This is a genomic window from Rhodopseudomonas sp. B29 (assembly GCF_000333455.1).
GTDB lineage: Bacteria > Pseudomonadota > Alphaproteobacteria > Rhizobiales > Xanthobacteraceae > Rhodopseudomonas.
This window is the reverse complement of sequence record NZ_BADD01000634.1, coordinates 1-22,509: the sequence shown is the minus strand read 5'-3', so window position 1 is coordinate 22,509 and position 22,509 is coordinate 1. Positions and strand designations below refer to the sequence as shown.

General features: G+C 66.3%; 23 protein-coding genes and 2 pseudogenes. 12 read left to right on the top strand and 13 right to left on the bottom strand.

Going from position 1 to position 22,509, the window contains the following annotated elements:
• Nucleotides 1–30 precede the first annotated feature (30 nt).
• From I5M_RS22915 to I5M_RS22895, 5 genes are read left to right on the top strand one after another with little or no spacing between them, the layout of a single operon-like run.
• Nucleotides 31–789: an SDR family NAD(P)-dependent oxidoreductase gene (locus I5M_RS22915; protein WP_022723539.1), complete on the top strand. Its 759-nt coding sequence runs from the start codon at nucleotides 31–33 to the stop codon at nucleotides 787–789.
• A gap of 8 nt (nucleotides 790–797) precedes the next feature.
• Nucleotides 798–1,313 carry a flavin reductase gene (locus tag I5M_RS22910; RefSeq protein ID WP_022723538.1) on the top strand — a complete coding sequence of 172 codons (516 nt, stop codon included), beginning with the start codon at nucleotides 798–800 and terminating at the stop codon, nucleotides 1,311–1,313.
• A 49-nt stretch (nucleotides 1,314–1,362) separates the two neighbouring features.
• Nucleotides 1,363–1,929, top strand: a complete 567-nt coding sequence (locus I5M_RS22905; protein ID WP_022723537.1) for a nuclear transport factor 2 family protein — start codon at nucleotides 1,363–1,365, stop codon at nucleotides 1,927–1,929.
• 25 nt (nucleotides 1,930–1,954) lie between these two features.
• Nucleotides 1,955–2,365: a DUF4440 domain-containing protein gene (locus I5M_RS22900; protein ID WP_031337350.1), complete on the top strand. Its 411-nt coding sequence runs from the start codon at nucleotides 1,955–1,957 to the stop codon at nucleotides 2,363–2,365.
• 29 nt (nucleotides 2,366–2,394) lie between these two features.
• Entirely contained in the window at nucleotides 2,395–2,577 is a 183-nt protein-coding gene (locus I5M_RS22895; protein ID WP_148287944.1) for a hypothetical protein, read from the top strand.
• A 439-nt stretch (nucleotides 2,578–3,016) separates the two neighbouring features.
• Here I5M_RS22895 and nikR read toward each other — a convergent pair whose 3' ends face one another.
• The 9 genes and pseudogenes from nikR to I5M_RS30405 form a co-directional block, all read right to left on the bottom strand.
• Nucleotides 3,017–3,460, bottom strand: coding sequence for a nickel-responsive transcriptional regulator NikR (gene nikR / locus I5M_RS22885; RefSeq protein WP_022723533.1), 444 nt, complete (start codon nucleotides 3,458–3,460; stop codon nucleotides 3,017–3,019).
• A gap of 295 nt (nucleotides 3,461–3,755) precedes the next feature.
• Nucleotides 3,756–4,901: an acyl-CoA dehydrogenase family protein gene (locus I5M_RS22880; protein ID WP_022723532.1), complete on the bottom strand. Its 1,146-nt coding sequence runs from the start codon at nucleotides 4,899–4,901 to the stop codon at nucleotides 3,756–3,758.
• 287 nt (nucleotides 4,902–5,188) lie between these two features.
• Nucleotides 5,189–5,881 (bottom strand): response regulator, encoded by a 693-nt coding sequence (locus tag I5M_RS22875; RefSeq protein WP_022723531.1) that lies wholly within the window; start codon nucleotides 5,879–5,881, stop codon nucleotides 5,189–5,191.
• Entirely contained in the window at nucleotides 5,878–8,574 is a 2,697-nt protein-coding gene (locus I5M_RS22870) for a sensor histidine kinase KdpD (RefSeq protein ID WP_022723530.1), read from the bottom strand. The genes I5M_RS22875 and I5M_RS22870 overlap by 4 nt, the downstream gene beginning before the upstream one ends.
• The gene (locus tag I5M_RS22865; RefSeq protein ID WP_022723529.1) at nucleotides 8,574–9,194 is read right to left on the bottom strand and encodes a K(+)-transporting ATPase subunit C; all 621 of its coding nucleotides are present in this window, start codon (nucleotides 9,192–9,194) and stop codon (nucleotides 8,574–8,576) included. The genes I5M_RS22870 and I5M_RS22865 overlap by 1 nt, the downstream gene beginning before the upstream one ends.
• Nucleotides 9,195–9,205: 11 nt before the next feature.
• A pseudogene (gene kdpB / locus I5M_RS30415) lies at nucleotides 9,206–11,274 on the bottom strand (potassium-transporting ATPase subunit KdpB).
• 15 nt (nucleotides 11,275–11,289) lie between these two features.
• The gene (kdpA, locus tag I5M_RS22855; RefSeq protein WP_022723528.1) at nucleotides 11,290–12,993 is read right to left on the bottom strand and encodes a potassium-transporting ATPase subunit KdpA; all 1,704 of its coding nucleotides are present in this window, start codon (nucleotides 12,991–12,993) and stop codon (nucleotides 11,290–11,292) included.
• Nucleotides 12,994–13,004: 11 nt separating this feature from the next.
• Nucleotides 13,005–13,094: a K(+)-transporting ATPase subunit F gene (gene kdpF / locus I5M_RS30410; RefSeq protein WP_022723527.1), complete on the bottom strand. Its 90-nt coding sequence runs from the start codon at nucleotides 13,092–13,094 to the stop codon at nucleotides 13,005–13,007.
• Between the two features lie 387 nt (nucleotides 13,095–13,481).
• Nucleotides 13,482–14,338, bottom strand: a pseudogene (locus I5M_RS30405) (alpha/beta fold hydrolase).
• A 150-nt stretch (nucleotides 14,339–14,488) separates the two neighbouring features.
• On the opposite strand from I5M_RS30405, the gene I5M_RS22835 reads away from it, so the two are divergent.
• A complete protein-coding gene (locus I5M_RS22835) occupies nucleotides 14,489–14,842 on the top strand; it encodes a metalloregulator ArsR/SmtB family transcription factor (protein ID WP_031337349.1) in 354 nt (117 codons plus the stop codon).
• Between the two features lie 6 nt (nucleotides 14,843–14,848).
• On the opposite strand, the gene I5M_RS22830 is transcribed toward I5M_RS22835, so the two are convergent.
• Nucleotides 14,849–15,223, bottom strand: coding sequence for a rhodanese-like domain-containing protein (locus I5M_RS22830; protein ID WP_022723524.1), 375 nt, complete (start codon nucleotides 15,221–15,223; stop codon nucleotides 14,849–14,851).
• Nucleotides 15,224–15,377: 154 nt separating this feature from the next.
• On the opposite strand from I5M_RS22830, the gene I5M_RS22825 reads away from it, so the two are divergent.
• Entirely contained in the window at nucleotides 15,378–15,992 is a 615-nt protein-coding gene (locus I5M_RS22825) for a class I SAM-dependent methyltransferase (RefSeq protein ID WP_022723523.1), read from the top strand.
• A 27-nt stretch (nucleotides 15,993–16,019) separates the two neighbouring features.
• Here I5M_RS22825 and I5M_RS22820 read toward each other — a convergent pair whose 3' ends face one another.
• Complete coding sequence (locus I5M_RS22820) at nucleotides 16,020–16,412, bottom strand: ArsC/Spx/MgsR family protein (RefSeq protein WP_022723522.1); 393 nt, start codon at nucleotides 16,410–16,412, stop codon at nucleotides 16,020–16,022.
• Nucleotides 16,413–16,424: 12 nt separating this feature from the next.
• On the bottom strand, nucleotides 16,425–16,964 hold the full coding sequence (locus I5M_RS22815; RefSeq protein WP_022723521.1) for a DUF2478 domain-containing protein: 540 nt from the start codon (nucleotides 16,962–16,964) through the stop codon (nucleotides 16,425–16,427).
• A gap of 196 nt (nucleotides 16,965–17,160) precedes the next feature.
• On the opposite strand from I5M_RS22815, the gene modD reads away from it, so the two are divergent.
• A complete protein-coding gene (modD, locus tag I5M_RS22810) occupies nucleotides 17,161–18,006 on the top strand; it encodes a ModD protein (RefSeq protein ID WP_022723520.1) in 846 nt (281 codons plus the stop codon).
• A gap of 295 nt (nucleotides 18,007–18,301) precedes the next feature.
• Here modD and I5M_RS22805 read toward each other — a convergent pair whose 3' ends face one another.
• Nucleotides 18,302–19,936, bottom strand: a complete 1,635-nt coding sequence (locus I5M_RS22805; RefSeq protein WP_022723519.1) for a class I adenylate-forming enzyme family protein — start codon at nucleotides 19,934–19,936, stop codon at nucleotides 18,302–18,304.
• 226 nt (nucleotides 19,937–20,162) lie between these two features.
• Here I5M_RS22805 and I5M_RS22800 point away from each other — a divergent pair, with 226 nt between their 5' ends.
• From I5M_RS22800 to I5M_RS22785, 4 genes are all read left to right on the top strand, one after another.
• Nucleotides 20,163–20,369 (top strand): hypothetical protein, encoded by a 207-nt coding sequence (locus tag I5M_RS22800; protein WP_022723518.1) that lies wholly within the window; start codon nucleotides 20,163–20,165, stop codon nucleotides 20,367–20,369.
• Between the two features lie 98 nt (nucleotides 20,370–20,467).
• Entirely contained in the window at nucleotides 20,468–21,103 is a 636-nt protein-coding gene (locus tag I5M_RS22795) for an NUDIX hydrolase (RefSeq protein ID WP_083909657.1), read from the top strand.
• Between the two features lie 162 nt (nucleotides 21,104–21,265).
• A complete protein-coding gene (locus I5M_RS22790) occupies nucleotides 21,266–21,637 on the top strand; it encodes a protocatechuate 4,5-dioxygenase subunit alpha (protein WP_022723516.1) in 372 nt (123 codons plus the stop codon).
• Nucleotides 21,637–22,494, top strand: a complete 858-nt coding sequence (locus tag I5M_RS22785; RefSeq protein WP_022723515.1) for a class III extradiol dioxygenase family protein — start codon at nucleotides 21,637–21,639, stop codon at nucleotides 22,492–22,494. Before I5M_RS22790 ends, I5M_RS22785 begins: the two co-directional genes overlap by 1 nt.
• Nucleotides 22,495–22,509 lie beyond the last annotated feature (15 nt).

Here is a 22,509-nt window from a genome sequence, read left to right as displayed (position 1 = left end):
TCACGAGCGCTCGGGGATCGGCTACATCCTATGAGTTCGGCGAACCAAAGCGGTCGCGTGGCGCTGGTCACCGGCGCCGGCAACGGTCTCGGCGCGATCATTGCCGCGGCGCTGCATGCCGCCGGCTACCGGGTCGGCGTTGCCGATATCGATGAGGTGGCGGCCAAGACGGTCGCTGCCAAGCTCGACACCAGCGGCTCGTCCGCACTGGCGCTGAAGCTCGACGTTCGCAGCAAGCCGGATTTCGAGGCAGCGCTCGCCGTGCTGATCGGCAAATGGGGCAGCGTCCAGGTGCTGGTCAACAACGCCGCCATGACGGTGGTGCGGCCGGTGATGGAAATCTCCCCGGAAGAATTCGACGCTGTCGTCGCGGTTAATCTGCGCGGCACGTTTCTCGGTTGCCAGGTGTTCGGCGCTTACTTCGGAAAGCAAGGCCACGGCCGCATCGTCAACCTCGCCTCGCTGGCCGGCCAGAACGGCGGCACCGCGACCGGTGCGCACTACGCGGCGTCGAAGGGCGGCATCCTGACGCTGACCAAAGTGTTCGCCCGCGACCTCGGCAAGTCCGGCGTCACCGTCAACGCCATCGCGCCTGGTCCGCTCGATCTGCCGATCGTGCACAAGACCGTGCCGGCCGAACGCTTTGCCGAGTTCAAGGCCGGCATCCCGGTCGGCGATATCGGCGATCCGAAATTTGTCGCCCAGCTGGTGCTGCAATTGGCTTCGCCCGAGTCCGGCTTCGTCAGCGGCGCGACCTGGGACGTCAATGGCGGCCTGTTCATGCGATGAGGCAAGCAATGAGCGCGATCGTCGACAAGGGTGAATTTCGCGAGGCGATGAGTCGGCTCGGCGCGGCGGTGAATATCATCACCACCGATGGGCCGGCCGGCCTGCACGGGCTGACTGCGTCGGCCGTGTGCAGCGTCACCGACGATCCGCCGACGCTGCTGGTCTGCGTCAACCGCGCGTCCAACGTGCACGCCGCGCTGTCGCAGAACGGCGTGCTTTGCGTCAACGTGCTGGCGAGCCGGCATCAGCCGCTGTCCGATCTGTTCGGCCGCGGCGCCCACAGCGTCGAGCAACGCTTTGCTGGAGCGGAGTGGCGGACGATGCATACCGGATCGCCGGCGTTGGCCGACGCGGTCGTCAGCCTCGACTGCCGTATCGATCAGATCACAGAGGTCGGTACTCACAGCGTGTTCTTCTGCCGCGTCGCCGGCATTGCGCTCGGCGGTCAGCCCGAAGGGCTGATCTATTTCAACCGCGCCTATCATGATATCACGCCGGTGGAACGCGAATTGTGCGATTCGTGATCGGGGCGGCGGCGAACCAGCAACAACTAACAACAAGGCAAACCGCCCGATGAACATCGATCAACTCGCCTCAACGGTCCAGGCGCTGCAGGACGAAGTGGCGACGCTGCGCGCCGAAGCCGATATCCGCCGCATCCAGGCGCGCTATATGTTCCTGTGCGACACGCCGTGCCCCGAATTCGGCGTCGCTGACGATGCCGAACGTATCGAGCGCATTCTCGATCTCTACACCGAGGACGCGATCTGGGAAGGTGTGGGATCGTACTACGACAATCAGTTCGGCCGCAGCGTCGGCAAGGCGGCGATCCGCAAGCATTTCCAGGGCTTCTGGGGCCAGAAGCGCGATCCCGAGCTGATCCTCAACGTGCACTATCTGACGTCCGAGCAGATTCACGTCCGCGGCGACGAGGCCGACGGGCAATGGGTGCATTGTCAGCCGTGGATTTTCAGCGACGGCTCGTCGTTGCTGCGCTCCAGCCGTCTGAATAATTTGTTTCGCAAGGAAGGCGGCGTCTGGAAAGTCGCCCGCACCCGCACCGAGAACATGTTCGTCGCGCCGCTGAAGTCCGGCTGGGCCGAGAGCGTGCCCGCCACATCCGTGCTGATGAAGCCCTGATACCGACCGACCTCAAGGAGCCATGATGACGACCTCGCAGCCCGCTTTCGTCGATGCCGTGCCGCTCGAAGCCGATGCGTTGCATCGGCTGCTGCAAGCCTGGTTTCGCGCCGAGGGCAGCGACGATCCCGCCGCGATCCGCGCTCGCTTCGACGAGAAGTTCACCATGGTCAATCCGGCCGGCAAGGTGATTCCGTTCGAGACGTTCTCGGCCGGTCTGCCGACGATGCGCGGCTCGCGGCCGACGCTGATCATGGAAATCAGCAACGTCGTGGTACGCTATCTCGACGAGGCGACGGCGCTGGTGACCTATCACGAGCGCCAGATCCAGGACAGCGGCACCACGGATCGCATCTCGACCGCGCTGCTGATCAAGCGCGCCGATCGGCCGACGCCGGTGTGGCGGCATCTGCAGGAGACCTGGATCACGCCGTGAGCCTCGCGCGCGCGAGCCTGGAGACCGCGATGGCCGATTCGCAGATGTGGAAAATCTATCGCTATCAGGGCCACCGCGTCATGGTGATCCAGCAATGGGCCGACCCGTTCGGCCGCCGCATGCTGCGTATCGAGAGCGTCGACGATGGCGGTGAGCATGCGGCCGGGATGCCGGAGGACGAGTTTCTCGCGCAGGCCGAGGCGGAAAGCTAGTCGCCACGCGGGTCGCGCGCTCGATCGGCGTTTGTCGGAACATGTGGATCGAACTGACCAGACCTGCGTTGCAAAATCGGGCAGTCTAGAGATCAGACGGCCGCGCCGCGTAGGAGACCCGATGCAGATCCGCTTCAGTACGGCCTTTCTCGTGATTGTCATCGTGAGCGTCGGTGCTGCCGCATTGCGCGCCGAGGCCGCCTCAGAGCACGCGCGGCACACCACGACGCAAGGCCGCTGATCTTCCAACCAATCTATCCGTCGTCATTCCGGGGCGCGCGAAGCGCGAACCCGGAATCCATAACCCCCGTGCTGGTTGTGAGTACGCGGTGTCGCCGCAGTGCTTCACCGCGAGTCCAGGGCGTATGGATTCCGGGTTCGCGTAGCTGCGCTACGCGCCCCGGAATGACGAACGAGAGGGAGGAACCCGCGGCGGACCTCAATCGTGCCGATGCGGTTTACGCGTCGGCTTCTTCGTGTCGCCCTTCAACGGGATGCTGACCAAACGTCCGTAGCTGACGCCGCGTTCGGCGATCAGATGGTCGGCGAAATGCCGGACTTCGCCGGCGGGGCCGCGCAGCGCGGCGATTTCCATGCATTGCTCGGCGTCGATATGGACGTGCAGCGTCGCCAGCGTCAGTTCGCCGTGGTCGTGATACTCGCCGACCAGCCGCTCCGACAGCCGCCGCGCGTTGTGGTCGTAGACATAGACCAGGGCCGCGACATGCTCGCCGGGGGCCTCGGCGGCGTGGTCGCCCTGCTGCATGCCGGCGCGGACCAGGTCGCGGATCGCTTCGGAGCGGTTCTGATAGCCGCGCGACGCGATGACGGCGTCGATGTCGTCGACCAGGTCGTCGTCGAGGGTAATGGTAATGCGCTGCATGGGCGGCTCCAATGGCGGCGTGGAAATCCCGGGTCAGGCAACCACGGCAGGCGGCTCCGGCGCAAGCCCGGCGAGCCGCGGCACGCCCGTCCCTCATGGTGAGGAGGCGCGCAGCGCCGTCTCGAACCATGAGGCCGAGGCGATGCTGTCGGTGCCCGCGGCCCATCCTTCGAGACGCCCCTGCTAAGCTCTTCGAGCTTCGCAGGGGCTCCTCAGGATGAGGATTTCGGGTGGCGAAGCCGCGAGGAAAGCGAAGCTCTGCCCAAGCTCTCTCGCAGGCGTCATGGCCGCCCGCCTACAACGACCGCGCAATCAGCAGCTTCATCACCTCGTTGGTGCCGCCGTAGATCTTCTGGATGCGGGCGTCGACGAACATTTTCCCGATGGGATATTCGTTCATGTAGCCGTAACCGCCGTGGAGCTGCAGGCATTCGTCGACGGTTTCGACCTGCTTCTGCGTCGTCCACCACTTCGCCATCGAGGCGGTCACCGCGTCGAGGTCGCCGGCAATCAGGCGCTCGAGGCAGTAGTCGACGAAGACGCGGGCGACGAAGGCTTCGGTCTTGCGCTCGGCCAACGTGAAGGCGGTGTTCTGAAATTCGATGATCGGCTGGCCGAATGCCTTGCGCTCTTTGGTGTAGTCCGTCGTCACCCTGATGGCGCGCTCCATCGCCGCCACGGCACCGATGGCGATGATCAGCCGCTCCTGCGGCAGCTGCTGCATCAGCTGCTTGAAGCCCTGGCCCTCTTCGCTGCCGAGCAGATTGGAGGGCGGCGCCACGGCGTTGTCGAAGAACAGTTCGGACGTGTCGGAGGCGTGCAGGCCGATCTTGTCGAGGTTGCGGCCACGTTTGAAGCCGGGATTGTCCTTGGTCTCCAGCACGATCAGCGACAGGCCCTTGGCGCCGGCGCCGCCGGTGCGGGCGACGACGATGATCAGGTCGGCGTTCTGGCCGTTGGTGATGAAGGTCTTCTGGCCGTTGATGACGTACTGATTGCCTTCCAGCTTGGCGGTGGTGCGGACGCTCTGCAGATCGGAGCCGGTCCCCGGCTCGGTCATGGCGATGGCGCCGATCAGTTCGCCGCGCGCCATGCCGGGCAGCCAGCGCTGCTTCTGTTCTTCGGAGCCGTAGTTGAGGATGTAGTGCGCGACGATGCCACTGGAGACGGTGACGCCGCTCAGCGCATCGGGCGCGAGCGCCTCCATGTCTTCGTAGATCGCCGCGTCGTAGGCGAAGCTGGCGCCGAGCCCGCCATATGCCTCCGGCACGCTCGGAAGCAGCGCGCCCATGGCGCCGAGCTTCAGCCAGGCGTCGCGATCGACCATCTTCTGCGCGCGCCATTTGTCGGCATGCGGCGCCAGATCCTTGGCCAGGAATTTACGAAACTGGTCGCGGAAGGCGTCGAGTTCCTCGGTCATCCACGGCGAACGGTAGGGCATGTTTCCTCGCTCTTGCTGTTGGCCGCGCTGGCGCGGCGTGACTGGAGACGATCTAGGACGAACGCTGCGCCTGGAACAAGATCAAACCTCGCAGTGTCATTCGCCGCATACCTCAGCGTCGTCATTCCGGGGCGCGAGCGGAGCTCGCGAACCCGGAATCTGCCGCTTGCGCCGGAGTTGGCCAACCTTTTCCATAACATCGGGATTCCGGGTTCACGCGCTGGCGCGCGTGCCCCGGAATGACGAATGCGCGGTGGTCGCTTGTCTTGCGTCCAGCGGTCGTCGGACTAATCCGCCGTCCCGATCCGATACCCGATGCCCGGTTCGGTCAAAATGATCTGCGGCTCGTCGGCGCGGGTTTCGATTTTTTGGCGGAGCTGGCCGATGTAGACGCGGAGATACTGGGTGTCCGAGGTATGCGCCGGGCCCCACACCGCGGCGAGGATCTGGCGGTGGGTGACGACGCGGCCGGCGTGGCGCACCATGAATGCCAGCAGTTCGAATTCCTTCGGCGTCAGCTTGATCTCGGCGCCGCCGCGGGTGACGCGGTGGCGCAGCACGTCGATGTCGAGCCCGCCGACTGAGAGGTTGGCCGGCTCGGCGTTGCGCTGCATGCGGTGGCGCAGCGCAGTGCGCATCCGCGCCATCAGTTCGCCAGAGGCGAACGGCTTATTGACGTAGTCGTCGGCGCCGAGGTCGAGCGACTCGATCTTCTCGGCCTCGCGCTCGCGCGCCGACAGCACCACGATCGGCAGGTCCGACCAGGCGCGTACCTGTCGGATCACTTCCTTGCCGTCGCCGTCGGCGAGGCCGAGATCGAGCAGCACGATGTCGGGCGCGTCGGCGGCGATGCGCTTGATCGCATCGGCGACGGTCGCCGAGTGACTGACCTCGTAGTCGTTGGCCTCGAGGGCGGGCTTGAGGAAACGCAGGATCGCTGGCTCGTCGTCGACCACCAGCACGCGCGGCTTGGCGCTCATGTGTCTTGTGTCTCCTGCGGCTTGACCTTGAAGCTCAGCACGAAGCGTGTGCCCCGTCCGGCTTGGACCGGGCTGATCGCATCGATGCGGCCGCCATGGGCTTCCATGATGCCGCGGGCGATGGCAAGCCCGAGGCCGACGCCTTGGCCGCGATCCGACGACGGCGCCGTCTCGGTGCCGCGGGCGAAGCGTTCGAAGATGCGCGGCAGCGCCTCGGGCGCGATGCCGGGGCCGTCGTCGGTGACGCGCAGCCGCACCGCGGCGCTGTCTGCTTCCGCATCGATGACGATGTGCGCGCTCGGTGGTGTGTAGGTCACGGCATTGCCGACCAGATTGCCGAGAGCCTGTTCGATGAGCGTGGCATCGGCCTCGATCAGCGGGATTCCTTCCGGCCAATGCAGTTCGAGGCTCTGCTGCGCGCCGCGGCGGCGGGCGGTGCCGATCACGCGCGCCGCGATCTCGCGCAGGTCGACCCAGTCGCGGCGGAGTTCCAGCGCGCCGGATTCGATGCGGGTGATCGACAACAGATTGCGCACCATCTCGTCGAGGCCTTCGGCCTCTTCGCGAATGTTGACCAACAAGTCGCGCCGCGCCGCCTCGTCCATCTGATCGCCGTAGGTGGACAAACTCGTCGCCGAGCCGAGGATCGAGGCCAGCGGCGTGCGGAAATCGTGCGAGATCGAAGCCAGCAGCGTGTTGCGCACGCGCTCGGTCTCGGTCGCGGTGCGGGCACTGACCATGTCGCGCGTCAGCGCGGCGCGTTGCAGCGCTGCCGCGGTCTGTTCGGTCAGCGTATCGAGCAGTGCCTGCAGCTCGGGGTCCGGCGCCGCGTCCTTGTCGTAGCGCACGCCGATGACCCCGTAGCCGACCTCGCCGGTGCGGACGGGCAGGAAACGCCACGGCACGATCGGCAGCGTGCCGGTCTCGAAGCCGGCGGCTTCGTTGTGCTGATGCGCCCAGCGCGCCGCCGTCATGGCGGCTTCGTCCAGTGAATCGTCAGGCGGCCACGCGGCGGTCAGTATCAGATCGTCGGCCCGCGGCAGCAGCACCACGACGGGGCGACCCATGCTGGCGTGGGTCTCGCTCGCCGCACCTTCGGCGATATCGTCCATGGTGGCGAGGCCGGACAGCCGGCGAGTGAATTCATACAGCCGCCGCATTGCCCGCACCCGCGCGGCAGAGACGCGCGCCTGATCGCGCAAGCGTCCGGCGAGCGTCGCCGCCACCACCGCGACGACCAGGTACATGATCAGCGCCAGCAGCTCGTAGGGCTCGGCGATGGTGAAAGTGTAGAGCGGGGCGATGAAGAAGAAATTGTAGGCGAGGAACGACAGCACCGAGGCGAAGATCGCCGGGCCGACGCCGGACTTCACCGCGCTGAACAGCACCGCCATAAGGAACACGACGGACAGGCTGGTGGTCGGCACGAAGGCGTTGGTGAGCTTGCCGACGATCACCGCGCCGGCGACTGCGACGCTGGCGTAAAGGAAGTGCGCGGGCGACGAGGCGTTCAGCCGCGCGATCAGCGACCGTGTCCGGCGCGGTGCGGTCTCGTTCGTCTGCACCGGCACCAGGTGGATGGCGATGTCGGTCGAACGCTGCATCAGCCGGTCAGGCAGCGCGCGGCCGGTGAGATGGCGCAGGGGGCCGCCGCGGCTGCGGCCGATCACCAGCTGGGTGACGTTCTCGAACCGGGCGAAGCGTAGCAGCTCGTCGGGAATATCAGCGGCGGTCAGCGTGTGAATCTCGGCGCCGAGCGATTCCGCGAGCTTGAGCGCATCGTCGGTGCGCTTGCGAGCGGCGGTGTCGGGATTCGAGCCGGAGCGCTCGACCGTGACGGCGATCCACGGCGCGTCCATCAGGTCGGCGAGGCGCTTCGCGGTCCGCACCACGCCGGGCGAGGCCGCATCTGCGCCGACGCAGGCGAGGATGCGCTCGCCCGCCGCCCATGGGCCTTCGATCGCCTGCGCCTGCATGCGCTCGACCAGCGCGGCATCGACGCGCTCGGCGGCACGGCGCAACGCCAGTTCGCGGAGCGCAGTGAGATTTTGCGGCTTGAAGAAACTCTCGACCGCGCGCGCCGCGGTGTCCTGAACGTAGACCTTGCCTTCGGCTAGGCGCTTGAGCAGTTCGTCGGGCGGCAGGTCGACCAGCACGATCTCATCGGCGCGGTCGAACACCTTGTCCGGCACGGTCTCCCGCACGCGGATCTTGCTGATCTTCAGCACCAGGTCGTTGAGACCTTCGAGGTGCTGGATGTTCAGCGTCGTCCAGACGTCGATGCCGGCGGCGAGCAGTTCGTCGATGTCCTGCCAGCGCTTGGGGTGGCGGCTGCCCGGCACATTGGTGTGGGCGTATTCGTCGACCAGCAGCAGCGCCGGCTTGCGCTTGAGCGCGCCGTCGAGATCGAACTCGCGCATCACCCGGTTGCGGTAGACGATCGGGCTGCGCGGCAGCACCTCGAGTCCTTCGAGCATCTGCTCGGTCTCGCGCCGGCCGTGGGTCTCGATCAAGCCCGCCACGACATCGCGGCCGCCGGCGATCTCGCTGCGCGCGGCCGACAGCATCGCGTAGGTCTTGCCGACGCCGGGGGCGGCGCCGACGAAGATCTTGAGCCGGCCACGTCCCTCCTTGCTGGCGAGGGCCAGCAAGGCATCGGGCGAGGCGCGGGCGGTGACGGTCGAGACGGGCATCAGGAACCGGACGGTTTGGACGCTTCCAGTCTATCCAGAGCCAGGTTTAATTTCAGTACGTTGACGCGCGGCTCGCCGAACAGGCCGAGTTCGCGGCCTTGCGTCGAATACGCCACCAGCGCCCGCAGCGTGGTTTCCGAAAGGTTGCGGGCCTTGGCAATGCGCGGGACCTGGAACAGCGCCGCCTCGGGCGAGATGTCCGGGTCGAGGCCGCTGCCCGAGGTCGTGACCAGATCGACCGGCACGTCTGCGCCGGGGTTGTCCTGCTTGGCCGCCGCAACGTCGGCGGCGAGCCGGTCGGCCAGCGCCTTGCTGGTCGGGCCGAGATTGGAGCCGCCGGAACTAGCCGCGTTGTAGGGGGCCGAGACCGTCTTGGTGGAATCCTGCGGGTCCGGCGCCGTGGTTGCCGACAGACGGCCGTGGAAGTATTTCGGCTCGGCGAAGTTTTGGCCGATGAGCGCCGAGCCGACCACCTGGTCGCCCTTGGTGATCAGGCTGCCGTTGGCCTGCGCCGGAAACACCAACTGGGCGATGCCGGTCATCGCCAGCGGATAGACCAGGCCGGTCAGGACGGTGAGAGCGACGAACGAGACGAGGGCGGGACGAAGATCTTTCAACATGGCGTCACCTGTCAGGCGAGATGGAGAGCGGTCACCGCGAGATCGATGACCTTGATGCCGATGAACGGCAGCGCGATGCCGCCGAGGCCGTAGATGAGCAGATTGCGCCGCAGCAGCGCGGCGGCGCCGACGGCGCGATAAGTGACGCCCTTCAGCGCCAGCGGGATCAGCGCGATGATGATCAGCGCGTTGAACACGATCGCCGAAAGGATCGCGCTCTGCGGCGTCGACAGGCCCATGATGTTGAGCGCGCCGAGCTGCGGATAGAACGCCACGAACATCGCCGGGATGATGGCGAAGTACTTGCGACGTCGTTGGCGATCGAGAACGTCGGCAGCGCGCCGCGGGTCATCAGCGGCTGCTTGCCGATCTCGACGATTTCGATCAGCTTGGTCGGATCGCTGTCGAGGTCGACCATGTTGCCGGCTTCGCGCGCCGCCTGGGTGCCGCTCTGCATCGCGACGCCGACATCGGCCTGCGCCAGCGCGGGCGCGTCGTTGGTGCCGTCGCCGCACATCGCGATCAGCCGGCCGTTGGCCTGTTCGCCGCGGATGTAGCGCAGCTTGTCCTCGGGCGTAGCCTGGGCGATGAAATCGTCGACGCCGGCTTCGGAGGCGATCGAGGCGGCGGTGACCGGATTGTCGCCGGTGATCATCACCGTCTTGATACCCATCCGGCGCAGCGCCGCGAAGCGTTCCTTCACGTCCGGCTTGACGACGTCCTTCAGATGAATGACGCCGAGCAGCTTGCCGCCTTCGGCGAGGCCGAGCGGCGTGCCGCCGGAGCGGGCGATGCGATCGACCGCGGCGCGGAACGCCGCCGGCTCGGCGATATCGGCGCCGCTCTCGTCGCGGACGAACTTGAGGATCGAGTCGACCGCGCCCTTGCGCAGCTTGCGCCCGGCGAAGTCGATGCCCGACAGCCGCGTCGTCGCCGAGAACGCGATGAAGCGGGCGTCGGCCGGCGCCGTTTCACCGGCGATTGCGTACTTCTCCTTCGCCAGCGCGACGATCGAGCGGCCTTCCGCGGTTTCGTCGGCTTCGCTGGCGAGTAGCGCGGCCTGCGCAGCTTCGGCATCGCTGATGCCCGGCACCGGGATGATCTCGGCGGCGAGACGGTTACCGAAGGTGATGGTGCCGGTCTTGTCGAGCAGCAGCGTGTCGATATCACCGGCGGCCTCCACCGCGCGGCCCGACATTGCCAGTACGTTGAAGCGCACCAGGCGGTCCATGCCGGCGATGCCGATCGCCGACAGCAGCGCACCGATGGTGGTCGGGATCAAAGTGACGAACAGCGCCACCAGCACGATCACCGAGATCGAGCCGCCGGCGTAGCTGGCGAAGCTCGGAATGCTGTCGACCACGAACACGAAGATGATGGTGAGGCCGACCAACAGGATGTTGAGCGCGATCTCGTTCGGCGTCTTCTGCCGCTCGGCGCCTTCGACCAGCTTGATCATGCGATCGAGGAACGACGAGCCGACCGCGGCGGTGATACGAACCACGATGCGATCCGAGATCACCGTGGTGCCGCCGGTCACCGCCGATCGGTCGCCGCCGGATTCGCGGATCACCGGCGCGGATTCGCCGGTCACCGCCGCTTCGTTGACCGAGGCGATGCCCTCAACGATGTCGCCGTCGCCGGGGATCATGTCTCCGGCCTCGCATAGCACGAGATCGCCGACCTGCAGATGCTCGGCAGCGACGCCCTCATAGAGCTCGTGATTGCCGGCGATCAGCAGCCGCTTGGCGACGGTCGAGGCGCGGGTGGCGCGCAGCGTGTCCGCCTGCGCCTTGCCGCGGCCTTCGGCGACGGCCTCGGCGAAGTTGGCGAACAGCACCGTGAACCACAGCCAGACCACGATCTGGGCCTGGAACAGCACATGCGCGCCGGCGAATATGTCGCGGATCAGCAGCACGGTGGTGAGCGCGCTGACGATCTCCAGCACGAACATCACCGGGTTCTTGGCCAGCGTCCGCGGATCGAGCTTGACGAAGGCCTGTCCGATCGCCGGCACGATGATGGCCGGATCGAGGATGGTCGGCGAGGCCGAGCGTTTGCGGAGTTTCGAGACTTTCATGGGTGTGGCTCCGAACTAATAGGTCGCGCCGGTGAGCATCGACAGATGCTCGGCGAGCGGGCCGACGGCGAGGGCCGGGAAGAAGGTGAGACCGCCGACGATCAGGATGGTGCCGACCAGAAGACCGACGAACAGCGGGCCGGTGGTCGGGAAGGTGCCGGCGGTGGCCGCCACGCTGCGCTTGCTTGCGAGCGAGCCGGCGATTGCCATCGCGGGGATGATCATCCAGAACCGGCCGAGGAACATCGTCACCGCGCCGGTGAGATTGTAGAACGGCGTGTTGCCGGTGAGACCGCCGAACGCCGAGCCGTTGTTGGCGGCCTGCGAGGTGAAAGCGTACAGCACCTCGGAGTAACCGTGCGGGCCGGCATTGGCCATCGACGCCACGGCGGGCGGATAAATCACTGCGATCGCCGTGAAGCCGAGCATCACCAGCGGCAGGATCAGGATCGCCAGCATGGCCATCTTGACCTCACGCGCCTCGATCTTCTTGCCGACGTATTCGGGGGTGCGGCCGACCATCAGTCCGGCCAGGAAAATGGTGATGATGACGAACAGCAGCATGCCGTAGAGGCCTGCGCCGACGCCGCCGATCACGATCTCGCCGAGCTCCATATTGATGATCGGGATCATGCCGCCGAGCGCGGTGAAGGAGTCGTGCATCGCGTTGACGGCGCCGCACGACGCCGCGGTGGTGATCACGGCGAACAGCGCCGAGGCGGCGATGCCGAAGCGGACTTCCTTGCCTTCCATGTTGCCGCCGGAGAGGCCGAGCGACTGCATGATCTGCGTGCCGTGGGCCTCGGCCCAATAGCAGACCGCGACGCCGGCGATGAACAGCACGCCCATCGCGGCCAAGATGGCCCAGCCCTGACGCTGGTTGCCGACCATGCGGCCGAACACGTTGGTGAGCGCGGCGCCGAGCGCGAAGATCGAGATCATCTGCACGAAGTTCGACAGCGCGGTCGGGTTCTCGAACGGATGCGCGGCGTTGGCGTTGAAGAAGCCGCCGCCATTGGTGCCCAGCATCTTGATGGCGACCTGTGAAGCCACCGGACCGAGCGCCAACGTCTGCTTGCCGCCTTCGAGTGTCGTCGCATCGACGTACGGGCCGAAGGTCTGCGGGATGCCCTGCCACACCAGAAATAGCGTGAACGGGATGCACAGCGGCAGCAGCACGTAGAGCGTGCAGCGGGTGATATCGACCCAGAAATTGCCGACGGTCGAGACCGACGCGCGTGCAAAGCCGCGGATCAACGCCACAGCGAGCACAATGCCGGTCGCGGCCGACAGGAAGTTCTGATGCGTCAGGCCGAGCATCTGCGACAGGTAGCTCAGCGTGCTTTCGCCGCCGTAGTTTTGCCAGTTGGTGTTGGTGAGGAACGAGATCGCGGTGTTGAGCGCCAGATCGGGCGCCATCGCGCTCTGCTCGGCCGGATTGAACGGCAGGAAGCCCTGCAGTCGAAGCAGCGCGTAAAGCGCGGCGAAGCCGAGGACGTGGAACAGCAGCATCGCCAGCGTGTAGCTCAGCCAATGCTGTTCGCGGTCGGGATCGATGCCGGAGACGCGATAGATGATGGTCTCGACCGGTCGCAGCAGCGGCGACAGCGGCGTCGATTTGCCCTCGAACACTCGGGTCATATAGAGGCCGAGGACGGGCGTGAGCGCGATCACGATCGCGCAAAACAGGATGATTTGGGTCCAGCCGATCAGGGTCATGGCATGCTCCTTCAGAATTTCTCGGGGCGGAGCAGCGCGTAGACGAGGTAGATCAGCAGCGAGACGCTGACGAGCGCCGCGAATAGATAATCGAACGACATCGCACGCCTCCCGTCAGATCCGGTCGCAGGCGTAGGCGTAACCGATGGTCAGCGCGAACAGCGCGAGACCGAGGGCGAGCATGGCAAGATCGAACATCGAAGCCTCCTATGAGCTTCGATGCAGGTAGAAGGGCCGCCATAAGGATGCGATGCGGAAATGCGGCGGCCGGCATAAAGGCCGCATAAGGGCGGTCGCGGGCTGACGTGCCCTCAACAAGCACAACCTCATGGTGAGGAGGCGCGAAGCGACGTCTCGAACCATGCGCCGCAGGGTGCGCGTGGCTCCCATCCTTCGAGACGCCCCGGCTCCGTCCTGCGGGCTACGTCGGGACTCCTAAAGGATGAGGGCGTCAGTGCGGCGACTGGTCGATCAAGTTCTGAGGATGCTCAAGGCAATTGAAGGAACTCGCCGACGAGCCGCAGCACCTCGTCAGGCTGATCGTGCTGCAGCCAATGCCCGGCATCGGCGACCGTCTCGATGCGGACGTCTTTGAAATACTTCCGACGCCGGCGGCGGCTGAATCGCCGAGAAAACTGTCGGAGGCGAACAGCAGCAACGTCGGACAGGCGATGCGCTGCCACAGCGCGGCGTAGTCGTCGCCCGACAACCTATGCGGCGCGACCACGCGCTGGGTGGGATCGAACTTCCAGCCGTAGCTTCCGTCGTCGGCGCGGCGGACCCCGTGGGTCGCGAGGTGCAGCGCCAGTTCCGGCGTCAGCCGCCGGTTATGGCTGCGCATCTGCGCCGCCGCGTCGGCGATGGTCGCGTAGCGGCGCGGCACCCGATCTTCGAGCTTGTCGAGCTGGCCGACCCATTTGGCGATGCGCTCGTGCGGCGCCGGCCTCGGCGCCCCCGGCACCGTGGTGATGCCGTCGAGCACGACCAGCCGGCTGACCTGCTCGGGGAACGCGCCGGCATACAGGGCCGAGATCATCCCGCCCATCGAATGGCCGATCAGCGTTACCGGCGGGCCGATCTGCCGGATCAGGCAGCTAAGATCGTAGACATATTCCGGCAGGCTGTAGCTGCCACCCTTCATCCAGTCGGAATCGCCGTGGCCGCGCAGGTCCGGCGCGATCACGTGGTAGTGCGGGCGTAGCGCCCGCGCCAGCCGGTCCCAGCTCCGCGCATGGTCGGCGCCGCCATGGATCAGCAGCAGCGGCGGCGCGCCGGCATTGCCCCAGTCGAGATAGTGCAGGCGCAGGCCTTGGGCCTGAAAGAAGTGGCTGTCGGGTTGGTCCATGGCGGGATCGTTGTCCGGCGGAACGGAGGCGGGTGCTCTTTGTAGCCAATTTGGCGGGCGCGGTTGAGAATTTGTTGCAACTGATCCGAGTTCGAATATCGTGATATGTCGATCGCCCGCCTTATCGTTCCCGAGCCGCAGAGGTCCGTCATGCCCGCGTCTAGCGCTGCCCGTAAACCGTCGCCGATGGGCCGACCGCTCGACACCAGCCAGCTCCGCGCCAACGCCGCGCAGGCGAGCGAATTCCTCAAGACGCTGGCCAACGCGTCGCGTTTGGTGATGCTGTGCCAGCTGGCGGAGGGTGAGAAGTCTGTGTCGGAACTGACCGAGCTGCTCGGCGAGCGCCAGCCGACGGTGTCGCAGCAACTCGCCCGGCTGAGAAGCGAGCGTCTCGTCGCGGCCCGCCGTGACGGCCAGCAGGTGTTCTATTCGCTGGCGAGCGACGAAGTCCGCACCATCATCGCGGCGCTCCACACGACCTTCTGCAAGAAGCCGCGGCGCTGAAGGCGCTCACTCCGTTCGGCCACCGCCGAACAGCCGCGCCAGCAGGCCAGGCCGCCGCGGCGCCTGGACGGTTGCAAATCCGGCTTTGCGCCAGCCAATGATGCCGCCACCGAGCACATAGGCGTCGCAGACGCTGTCCGCCAATGCGGCGATCTGGCCCGCATACATCCGCGTTCGGCCGCCGGAATGGCAGAAGAAGATCGCCTTGCGGCCGCGCGCTGCGTGCAGATCGGCATTCTTGAAGCCGGTCAGCGGCAGCTCGAGCGCGCCGTCGATGTGCTCCCGCTCGATCTCGTGGCGTTCGCGGATATCCACCAGCACCGCGCCGTCATGCGCCACCATGCGATGGGCTTCGATCGGCGAGACAGTCTTCAGTGCCATTGCCTTGCTCCAATGCGGTGATGACAATCGCACGTTCGAGGCCTGCGCTCTGTGACGAAGTCACCGCGCCGCTCGCCATGACCGGCGACAACCGACGTCGCGTTACGCGGCTCCGCTACGGCCGACACAGTTGCTTTGCGACAAGGGAGAAGAGATGACCTCCGAACATTTCAAGATGTGGGAATCCCGCTTCGCCGGCGAAGATTACGTGTTCGGCACGGCGCCCAACGCCTTGCTGGCGTCGTGCCGCGATGTGTTGCCGAAGCAGGGTCGAGCGCTGGCGATCGCAGACGGCGAGGGGCGCAACGGCGTGTTTCTGGCCGAATGCGGCCTGTCGGTGCTGTCGGTCGATTTCTCGCCCGCCGCGCAGGCCAAGGCGCATAAGCTTGCGGCGGCACGCGGCGTGACGATCGAGACCGCGACCGCCGATCTGATGCAGTGGCAGTGGCCGGGCGGCTTCGACGTGGTCGCCGGCATCTTCTTTCAGTTTCTCACACCGGAGCAACGCCCGCGGATCTTCAAGAATATCCGCGACGCGTTGAAGCCGGGCGGCTTGTTGCTGATCGAAGGCTATCGGCCGAAGCAGCTCGTCTACAAGACCGGCGGGCCGAGCCAGGTCGAAAACCTTTACACGCGCGAACTGCTCGAAGAGGCGTTCGGCGATTTCGACAATCTTTCGATCCGCGAACACGACAGCGAAGTCGCCGAGGGCGTCGGCCATGCCGGGATATCGGCGCTGATTGATCTGATCGGGTGGAAGCCGAAGTAGTCCGAAACTGTTGGGTCCTGCCGCGTGTTATTCCATCGCGCAGCGGTCAGTCACTTCCGGCGCATCGGCGCGGAGCCCGATCCACGCCGCGATGCTGGCCTGATCGAAGCCGGATTCGCGGCGCTCGCCGGATTGCAGCAGCGGGCGGCGGATCAGGATCGGCTCGGCGATCATCAGCGCCAAGGCCGAGTGCTCGTCGAGCGCGGCGAAGTCGATCGCGCCGGCCTTCACCTTCGGTGCCGAGGCGTTGAACCAGTCGCGCAGCGTCTTGTCGCCGAAGAACGGCCGCAGCGTCGCCGGCGTCCAGGTTTGCGTGAGCAGGTTGCGGACGTCGAGCTCGTGACCTGAAGCTATCAGCAAAGCCTTCTGCCGCGCGTTGCCGACGCAGCCGGGCTTCTCGTAGAACACCACCTTTGCCATCGCGACCTGACCCTAAGAGTTGCGAACTGTGACGCCGCGCCACCACGCCGCGACGTCGCCCGCCGCGCAGGGCAGCGTCACGGACTGATCGCCGGTGAATTCGCGCCACGCTGCCGCGCAGGATTCCGGCACCGCGGTGAGCAGCGGCCGGCCGGCCATGATGGTCTCGGCGAATTCACTGCGCAGGCCCTTGCCGCCGGCTTCCTGCTTGGAGAATTTGTTGATGATCACCAGGTCGGCATCGGCCGCGATGGCGCGCGTCACCGCTTGGGCGGCCTCCGCCAGACCCGACGCGTCGAGCTTGCAAGAGGCTGCGGCGGCGCCGAGCGTCTGCGAAATGCCGATCGCCTCGCCGGTGATCAGGTCGACCAGCTGCATGTCGATCTTCTTGCCGGCCGCGTCCTTCACGTTCCGCTGCACCACGCCGCCGAGGCGGTCGCCGGCCTCGATCCGCGCGAAGGCGAAGCCGGCCAGCAGGGCGTCGACATCCTCGTCGCTGCGATACACGATGGCGGCGATGCGCGGCGCATCGCCTGTGGAAGCTGCCGTCATGGTGCACCTCCTGTTCGGTCGCTAATGATCAGCAAGCCTCGTGCCGGGCGATGAATTTTCCGACGAAGATCGCTACGCGTCTGATTTGGCGCGGTTTTTGCCACCTGGGGAGCGCCGCCTCGCGCACGTCGCAAAGCCGACAAGCGTTGTATAGTCACCAACATAACGAGTCCATCACCTGTTGAATGAGCCCGCCATGCCGCCTTCGATCCCTTATGCCGATCTGCAACGCCTGCTCGATGACGACGTCCCGTTCGGCGATCTCACCACAGAGGCGCTCGGCATCGGAGCGCGGATCGGCACGATGCGGTTGGCCGCGCGCGATCCGATGGTGCTGGCGATGGCCGAGGAGGCCGCCGCGATCATCCAACTCGGCGGCTGTGAAGTCGACCTGATCGCGGCCTCCGGCGCGCGGCTCGAACCCGGCGCGCCGGTCCTGGTGGCGCGGGGCGCTGCAAGCGGGCTGCTGCGCAGCTGGAAGGTGGCGCAGACGCTGATCGAGATCTGGTCCGGCGTCGCCACGGCGGCGGCGGATATCGTCGCCGCGGCGCGCGCCGTATCACCGACCATTGCGGTCGCATGTACCCGCAAGAACACGCCCGGCACCAAGCGCTTCGCGGTCGCCGCCGTGAAGGCCGGCGGCGCTGTGATGCACCGGCTCGGCCTGTCCGAAACCATTTTGGTGTTCGGCGAACACCGCGGCTTTCTCGACGAACCGCTGGCAGCCACGGTGCAGCGGCTACGCGCAGCATCGCCGGAGAAGAAGCTGATCACCGAGGTGTCGGCGGTCGACGCAGCGCTGGAAGCGGCCGAGGCCGGCTTCGATGTGCTGCAACTGGAGAAGTTTGCACCTGCCGACGTAGCAGCCTTGGTGCAGCGGCTCGCCACGACGCCGCACCGCCCAGTGATCGCCGTCGCCGGCGGCGTCAACGCCGCGAATGCCGCCGCTTACGCCCAAGCTGGCGCGCAGGTCCTCGTTACCTCGGCGCCCTACATGGCGAAACCCCGGGACGTGCAGGTGACGATCAGGCCGGATAGTTAGTTAGCTCCGCACTCGAGGCGTTTCCACCCGCACATCGTCATCCTGAGGTGCCCGGCGTGCCGCGCACCAGCGCGGTACGTCGGGCCTCGAAGGATGGGCTCCGCGCGCAGCAGTCATCCTTCGAGGCTCGCTGCGCTCGCACCTCAGGATGACGGCTGGGGGTGTAGTTAAGCAGAAAGACTCTCCATCCGTATCCGTTGCTCACCTCTATCCGTCATTGCGAGCCGAAGGCGAAGCAATCCAGCCCAATGCACGGAGCTGGATTGCTTCGCTTCGCTCGCAATGACGGACATAGTCACTTACCCGTATAACTCGCCGCCCGCTCGGCCAGCGTTTCCCTCAGCACCGTCTTCTGAATCTTTCCGTTCGCATTGCGTGGCAAGGGTTCGCTGCGGACAATGACGCTTTCCGGCACTTTGTAGTCCGACATCCGGCTCGCGCACCAGGCGGCGACGTCGCGTTCGCTCAAGCTTGCGCCTTCGTTCGTCACCACGATCGCATTGACGCGCTCGCCGAGCACTGGGTCGGGCGTGCCGATAATCGCTGTCTCGATCACGCCGTCGAGGCCGCAGATCACGTTCTCGACTTCGGCCGAGAAAATCTTGAAGCCGCCGCGGTTGATCATGTCCTTCTTGCGGTCGAACACGCGGACGAAGCCATCGCGGTCGATCGAGCCGATATCGCCCGAGCGCCAGTAACCGTCGACGAATTCCTTGGCGTTGGCGTCGGGCCGCTGCCAATAGCGCGGCACCACCATCGGGCCCGAGATCAGCAGCTCGCCCGGCTCGCCGGGCGCGACCTCGTTATCGTCGGCATCGAGCACGCGGACATGCGCATAGGGGACGACCTGGCCGACGCTGTCCATATGATCGCGCCAATATGCCTGCGGCATGATCGTGGTCGGCGAGGTGGTCTCGGTGGCGCCATAGGCGTTGCGCAGTTGCAGGTTCGGCAGCTTCGCCGCCAGTGCCTCGATGGTCGGCACCGGCATCGGCGCGCCGCCGAAGCAGCCGATGCGCCAGGCCGACAGATCGTGCTTGGCGAAGTCCGGATGCATCACCGCCAGCGTGTAGATCGCAGGCACCAGGATCGACCAGGTGATACGTTCGCGGCCGGCGAGCGCCAGGAAATCTGCGGTCTTGAATGCCTGCCGCATCAGCACGACGCAGCCGCCGACCGCGAGCGTCGCATAGGACACGCCGACGAGGCCGGTGACATGCGACAGCGGCACCGCGACGAGGCCACGGTCGTGCTCGGTGAGTTCGTGGGCGCGGGCGAACGCGTAGGCCGAGTGCAGGATGCTGAGATGCGTCAGCTCGGCGCCCTTGGGCTTGCCGGTGGTGCCGGAGGTGTAGAGGATGACGGCGGTGTCGTCCTCATGCAGCGCCGGTGAAGGCGCATCGGCGGGCGCGGCCGCGAGCAGGTCCTCGAACGGGCGCGCATCCGCGGCGTCGCCATGCGCCACGTAGCAATGCGCCAGCTCGGGTACGTCCTCAGGCGCGGGGATTTCCGATGCCAGCTCGGCCTCGAAGATCAGCACGCGCGCGCCGGAATTGCCGAGCAGGAACTGCAGCTCGGCGCGGCGCTGGCGGATGCCGATCGGCACCACCAGCGCGCCCATCCGATTGCAGGCCAGCGTGACCGCCAGAAACTCCCAGCAATTGCCGAGAAACAGCGCGACGCGGTCGCCCTTGCCGATGCCGAGCCGGCTCAGCGACGCGGCGATGCCGCCGGCGAGCGCATCGAGCTCGCGATAGCTGAGCGTGCGGTCGTCGACGATCGCGGGGCGATCGGGGAAGCGGCGGGCAATGTCGGTGAACAGCGCGGCGAGGGAGGCGGGGCGATCGGCGAAGCAGAGCATGCTGCGGTCGCCGTAGTGGGTCTCGCGGCGCAGGGCTCCGCCGAGGCCGGGCTCGGGCCAAAAAGTCATGAGGCGTTTCCTGTGTTCTCGTTGCACCGGCCTGACCGAGGCCGGCGAGCAGCGGGTGTTCCGCCGCGGACAATATTACCCGGCCGAAGCCGCCGCAGCCAGTTCCACGTCGGCCCGTTCGATTGAGCCGCATCAGTGCCGCGCTGACATCGGACCGTCAGTATTGGCGCCTAGGGTGATGGACAAACACCGAGAATCGTCCGCCCCGAGGCCCAAGGAACACCACATGATCTTGTCGGACGTGGAATGCGAGTGCGGCACCATCTATCGCTGCGCCGAATCTGAAACTCTCTCTGGAGAGCCCGGCCGCTTGGCTTGCGCGAATTGCGGCCGGATCGTCGAACAATGGGACGCCGCGCACCGCCGCGTGTATCGCTGCGTGCTGACGCCGGACCGGTCCTATCCGGTGGTGGCACCACCGCCGGCGCCCTGAACTGCGCCTGCGGGCGATGCGCATGCATCCCGGCGTCTCGACGGCCGGCCTGAGCGGCCTATATTGCTGTCAGACCTCCGGCAATCCTCAAGGGCACGATCTTGCGCACTCCTGTTCTGGCGGCAGGCGGCATTGTGTTGCGACGCGGCGACGAGCCGCGCCTCGCCGTGGTGCGCATGCGCAAGCGCGGCGACTGGGTGCTGCCCAAGGGCAAGCTCGAACGCGGTGAGACGCCGCGGCAGGCCGCCGAGCGCGAGGCGTGGGAAGAGACTGGCCACGCCGTCGCGGTGCACGAATTCGTCGGCACGCTGGCCTACGAGTCCGGCGGCCGCTCCAAGGTCGTGCACTTCTGGCGGATGGAAGCCGAGTTCGAGCCGAACCGGGCGCTGATGAAAGACATCGTCGCGGTCGAGTGGCTGTCGCTCGACGACGCCGTCGGCCGGCTGTCGCGCAGCTACGAGCAGGCGTTTCTGTCCGAGGTCGGGCCGTATGTGCTCGAGCAGGCTGCGCGCAAGGCCTCGCCGCCGAGTCGACTTTCCAGGCCGCGGGACGTACAGCCTGCTGAAGAGCTATCCGTGCCCGCTCCGGTTGCCGCCCACACTGCGGAGACGCGCGTCACCGAGCTGCGTCATGCGCCGCCGCTCGCGCTGGAGCAGCCGGTTGGTACAGCCGAGGCGCCGCCGACATTACTCGGATGGTTGCGGCGATGGCTGAGCGGTGACCGCGACCGCTAACAGATTGCCCCTCGTTGGTTGTAATATCTTACCACGACCGAAGTGGTGATACTTGATATGCCGAAGTCGATTTGATTCAGGTCAAACTTCACCCCACGCCCAAACCTATCGTTCGCCAAAAGGCCGACCGGCCTTGGGACGGAAACGGGCGGGAGTGATGCCATGGATCAGGCGGTGGCCGGCGCGGCGAGCGCGCGGCGCGAGATATTCGGGACGCCGATCTTCGGTCCCGAGGCGGCCCAGAAGGGTTACGCCCTCAACAAGATGTGCTTCTCCTTCAACGATGCCGCCAATCGCGCCGAATTCGTGCGCGACGAGGCTGCCTATTGCGCGCGCTACGGCCTGACCGCGGCGCAGACCGAGGCGCTGCTCAAGCGTGACCTCTTGAAGCTGCTCGATCTCGGCGGCAACGCCTACTACCTGGCGAAGTTCGCCGGCATTTTGGGGCTCAACATGCAGGACATCGGCGCGCTGCAGACCGGCATGACGGTCGAGCAGTTCAAGGCGAAGCTGGTTGCGGCGAGGGACAACTAATGGCGACGATCATCGGCGGCCTCGCCGCATCTCACGTGCCGGCCATCGGCGTCGCCATCGCCAAGGGGCTGCAGAAGGACCCGTATTGGTCACCGTTCTTTGAAGGTTTCGACGCGCCGTGCCGCTGGCTCGACGCCAACAAGCCCGATGCCGCGGTGGTGATCTACAACGATCACGGCCTCAACTTCTTCCTCGACAAGATGCCGACCTTTGCGATCGGCGCCGCGCCGGAATATCGCAACGACGATGAAGGCTGGGGCATCCCGGTGCGCGACCCGTTCCGTGGCGACACCGCGCTGTCGTGGCACATCATCGAGACGCTGGTCGGCGCAGAGTTCGATCCGGTCACCTGCCAGGAAATGCTGGTCGACCACGCCTACAGCCTGCCGATGGAGTTGTTCTTCCGCGAGCGCGCTCACGCGATCCCGACCGTGCCGGTGGTGGTCAACACCGTGCAGCATCCGCTGCCGAGCCTGCGCCGCTGCTTCAAGCTCGGCCAGGCCATCGGCCGTGCGATCGAAAGCTATCCGGAAGACATGAATGTCGTGGTGATCGGCACCGGCGGCCTATCGCATCAGCTCGAAGGCGAGCGCGCCGGCTTCATCAACAAGGCCTTCGACAAGCGCTGCATGGACGCGATGACCGGCGATATCGAAGGCATCCTGGGCATCGACCCGCACGAACTCGTCGAACTCGCCGGCAGCCAGGGCGTCGAAGTGATGAACTGGGTCGCCATGCGCGGCGCGCTCACCGGCGATGTCCACGAGCTCCACCGCAATTATCACTTGCCGATTTCGAACACGGCGTCGGGCATCATGCTGATCGAGAACCGGCCGCGGCTGGCGAAGGCGGCTTGAGGTTGTTGGCTGCGG

What these genes read in the sequence shown, in the direction of transcription:
- I5M_RS22915 (WP_022723539.1), top strand. Translation starts at nt 31, where the DNA reads ATGAGTTCGGCGAACCAAAGCGGTCGCGTGGCGCTGGTCACCGGCGCC.
- I5M_RS22880 (WP_022723532.1), bottom strand. Translation starts at nt 4,901, where the DNA reads ATGCCCTACCGTTCGCCGTGGATGACCGAGGAACTCGACGCCTTCCGC.
- modD (WP_022723520.1), top strand. Translation starts at nt 17,161, where the DNA reads ATGCCGCCTTCGATCCCTTATGCCGATCTGCAACGCCTGCTCGATGAC.
- I5M_RS22785 (WP_022723515.1), top strand. Translation starts at nt 21,637, where the DNA reads ATGGCGACGATCATCGGCGGCCTCGCCGCATCTCACGTGCCGGCCATC.
- I5M_RS22900 (WP_031337350.1), top strand. Translation starts at nt 1,955, where the DNA reads ATGACGACCTCGCAGCCCGCTTTCGTCGATGCCGTGCCGCTCGAAGCC.
- nikR (WP_022723533.1), bottom strand. Translation starts at nt 3,460, where the DNA reads ATGCAGCGCATTACCATTACCCTCGACGACGACCTGGTCGACGACATC.
- I5M_RS22875 (WP_022723531.1), bottom strand. Translation starts at nt 5,881, where the DNA reads ATGAGCGCCAAGCCGCGCGTGCTGGTGGTCGACGACGAGCCAGCGATC.
- I5M_RS22790 (WP_022723516.1), top strand. Translation starts at nt 21,266, where the DNA reads ATGGATCAGGCGGTGGCCGGCGCGGCGAGCGCGCGGCGCGAGATATTC.
- I5M_RS22910 (WP_022723538.1), top strand. Translation starts at nt 798, where the DNA reads ATGAGCGCGATCGTCGACAAGGGTGAATTTCGCGAGGCGATGAGTCGG.
- kdpF (WP_022723527.1), bottom strand. Translation starts at nt 13,094, where the DNA reads ATGTCGTTCGATTATCTATTCGCGGCGCTCGTCAGCGTCTCGCTGCTG.
- I5M_RS22835 (WP_031337349.1), top strand. Translation starts at nt 14,489, where the DNA reads ATGCCCGCGTCTAGCGCTGCCCGTAAACCGTCGCCGATGGGCCGACCG.
- I5M_RS22870 (WP_022723530.1), bottom strand. Translation starts at nt 8,574, where the DNA reads ATGCCCGTCTCGACCGTCACCGCCCGCGCCTCGCCCGATGCCTTGCTG.
- I5M_RS22825 (WP_022723523.1), top strand. Translation starts at nt 15,378, where the DNA reads ATGACCTCCGAACATTTCAAGATGTGGGAATCCCGCTTCGCCGGCGAA.
- I5M_RS22820 (WP_022723522.1), bottom strand. Translation starts at nt 16,412, where the DNA reads ATGGCAAAGGTGGTGTTCTACGAGAAGCCCGGCTGCGTCGGCAACGCG.
- I5M_RS22830 (WP_022723524.1), bottom strand. Translation starts at nt 15,223, where the DNA reads ATGGCACTGAAGACTGTCTCGCCGATCGAAGCCCATCGCATGGTGGCG.
- I5M_RS22905 (WP_022723537.1), top strand. Translation starts at nt 1,363, where the DNA reads ATGAACATCGATCAACTCGCCTCAACGGTCCAGGCGCTGCAGGACGAA.
- I5M_RS22800 (WP_022723518.1), top strand. Translation starts at nt 20,163, where the DNA reads ATGATCTTGTCGGACGTGGAATGCGAGTGCGGCACCATCTATCGCTGC.
- I5M_RS22895 (WP_148287944.1), top strand. Translation starts at nt 2,395, where the DNA reads ATGGCCGATTCGCAGATGTGGAAAATCTATCGCTATCAGGGCCACCGC.
- I5M_RS22805 (WP_022723519.1), bottom strand. Translation starts at nt 19,936, where the DNA reads ATGACTTTTTGGCCCGAGCCCGGCCTCGGCGGAGCCCTGCGCCGCGAG.
- I5M_RS22865 (WP_022723529.1), bottom strand. Translation starts at nt 9,194, where the DNA reads ATGTTGAAAGATCTTCGTCCCGCCCTCGTCTCGTTCGTCGCTCTCACC.
- I5M_RS22815 (WP_022723521.1), bottom strand. Translation starts at nt 16,964, where the DNA reads ATGACGGCAGCTTCCACAGGCGATGCGCCGCGCATCGCCGCCATCGTG.
- kdpA (WP_022723528.1), bottom strand. Translation starts at nt 12,993, where the DNA reads ATGACCCTGATCGGCTGGACCCAAATCATCCTGTTTTGCGCGATCGTG.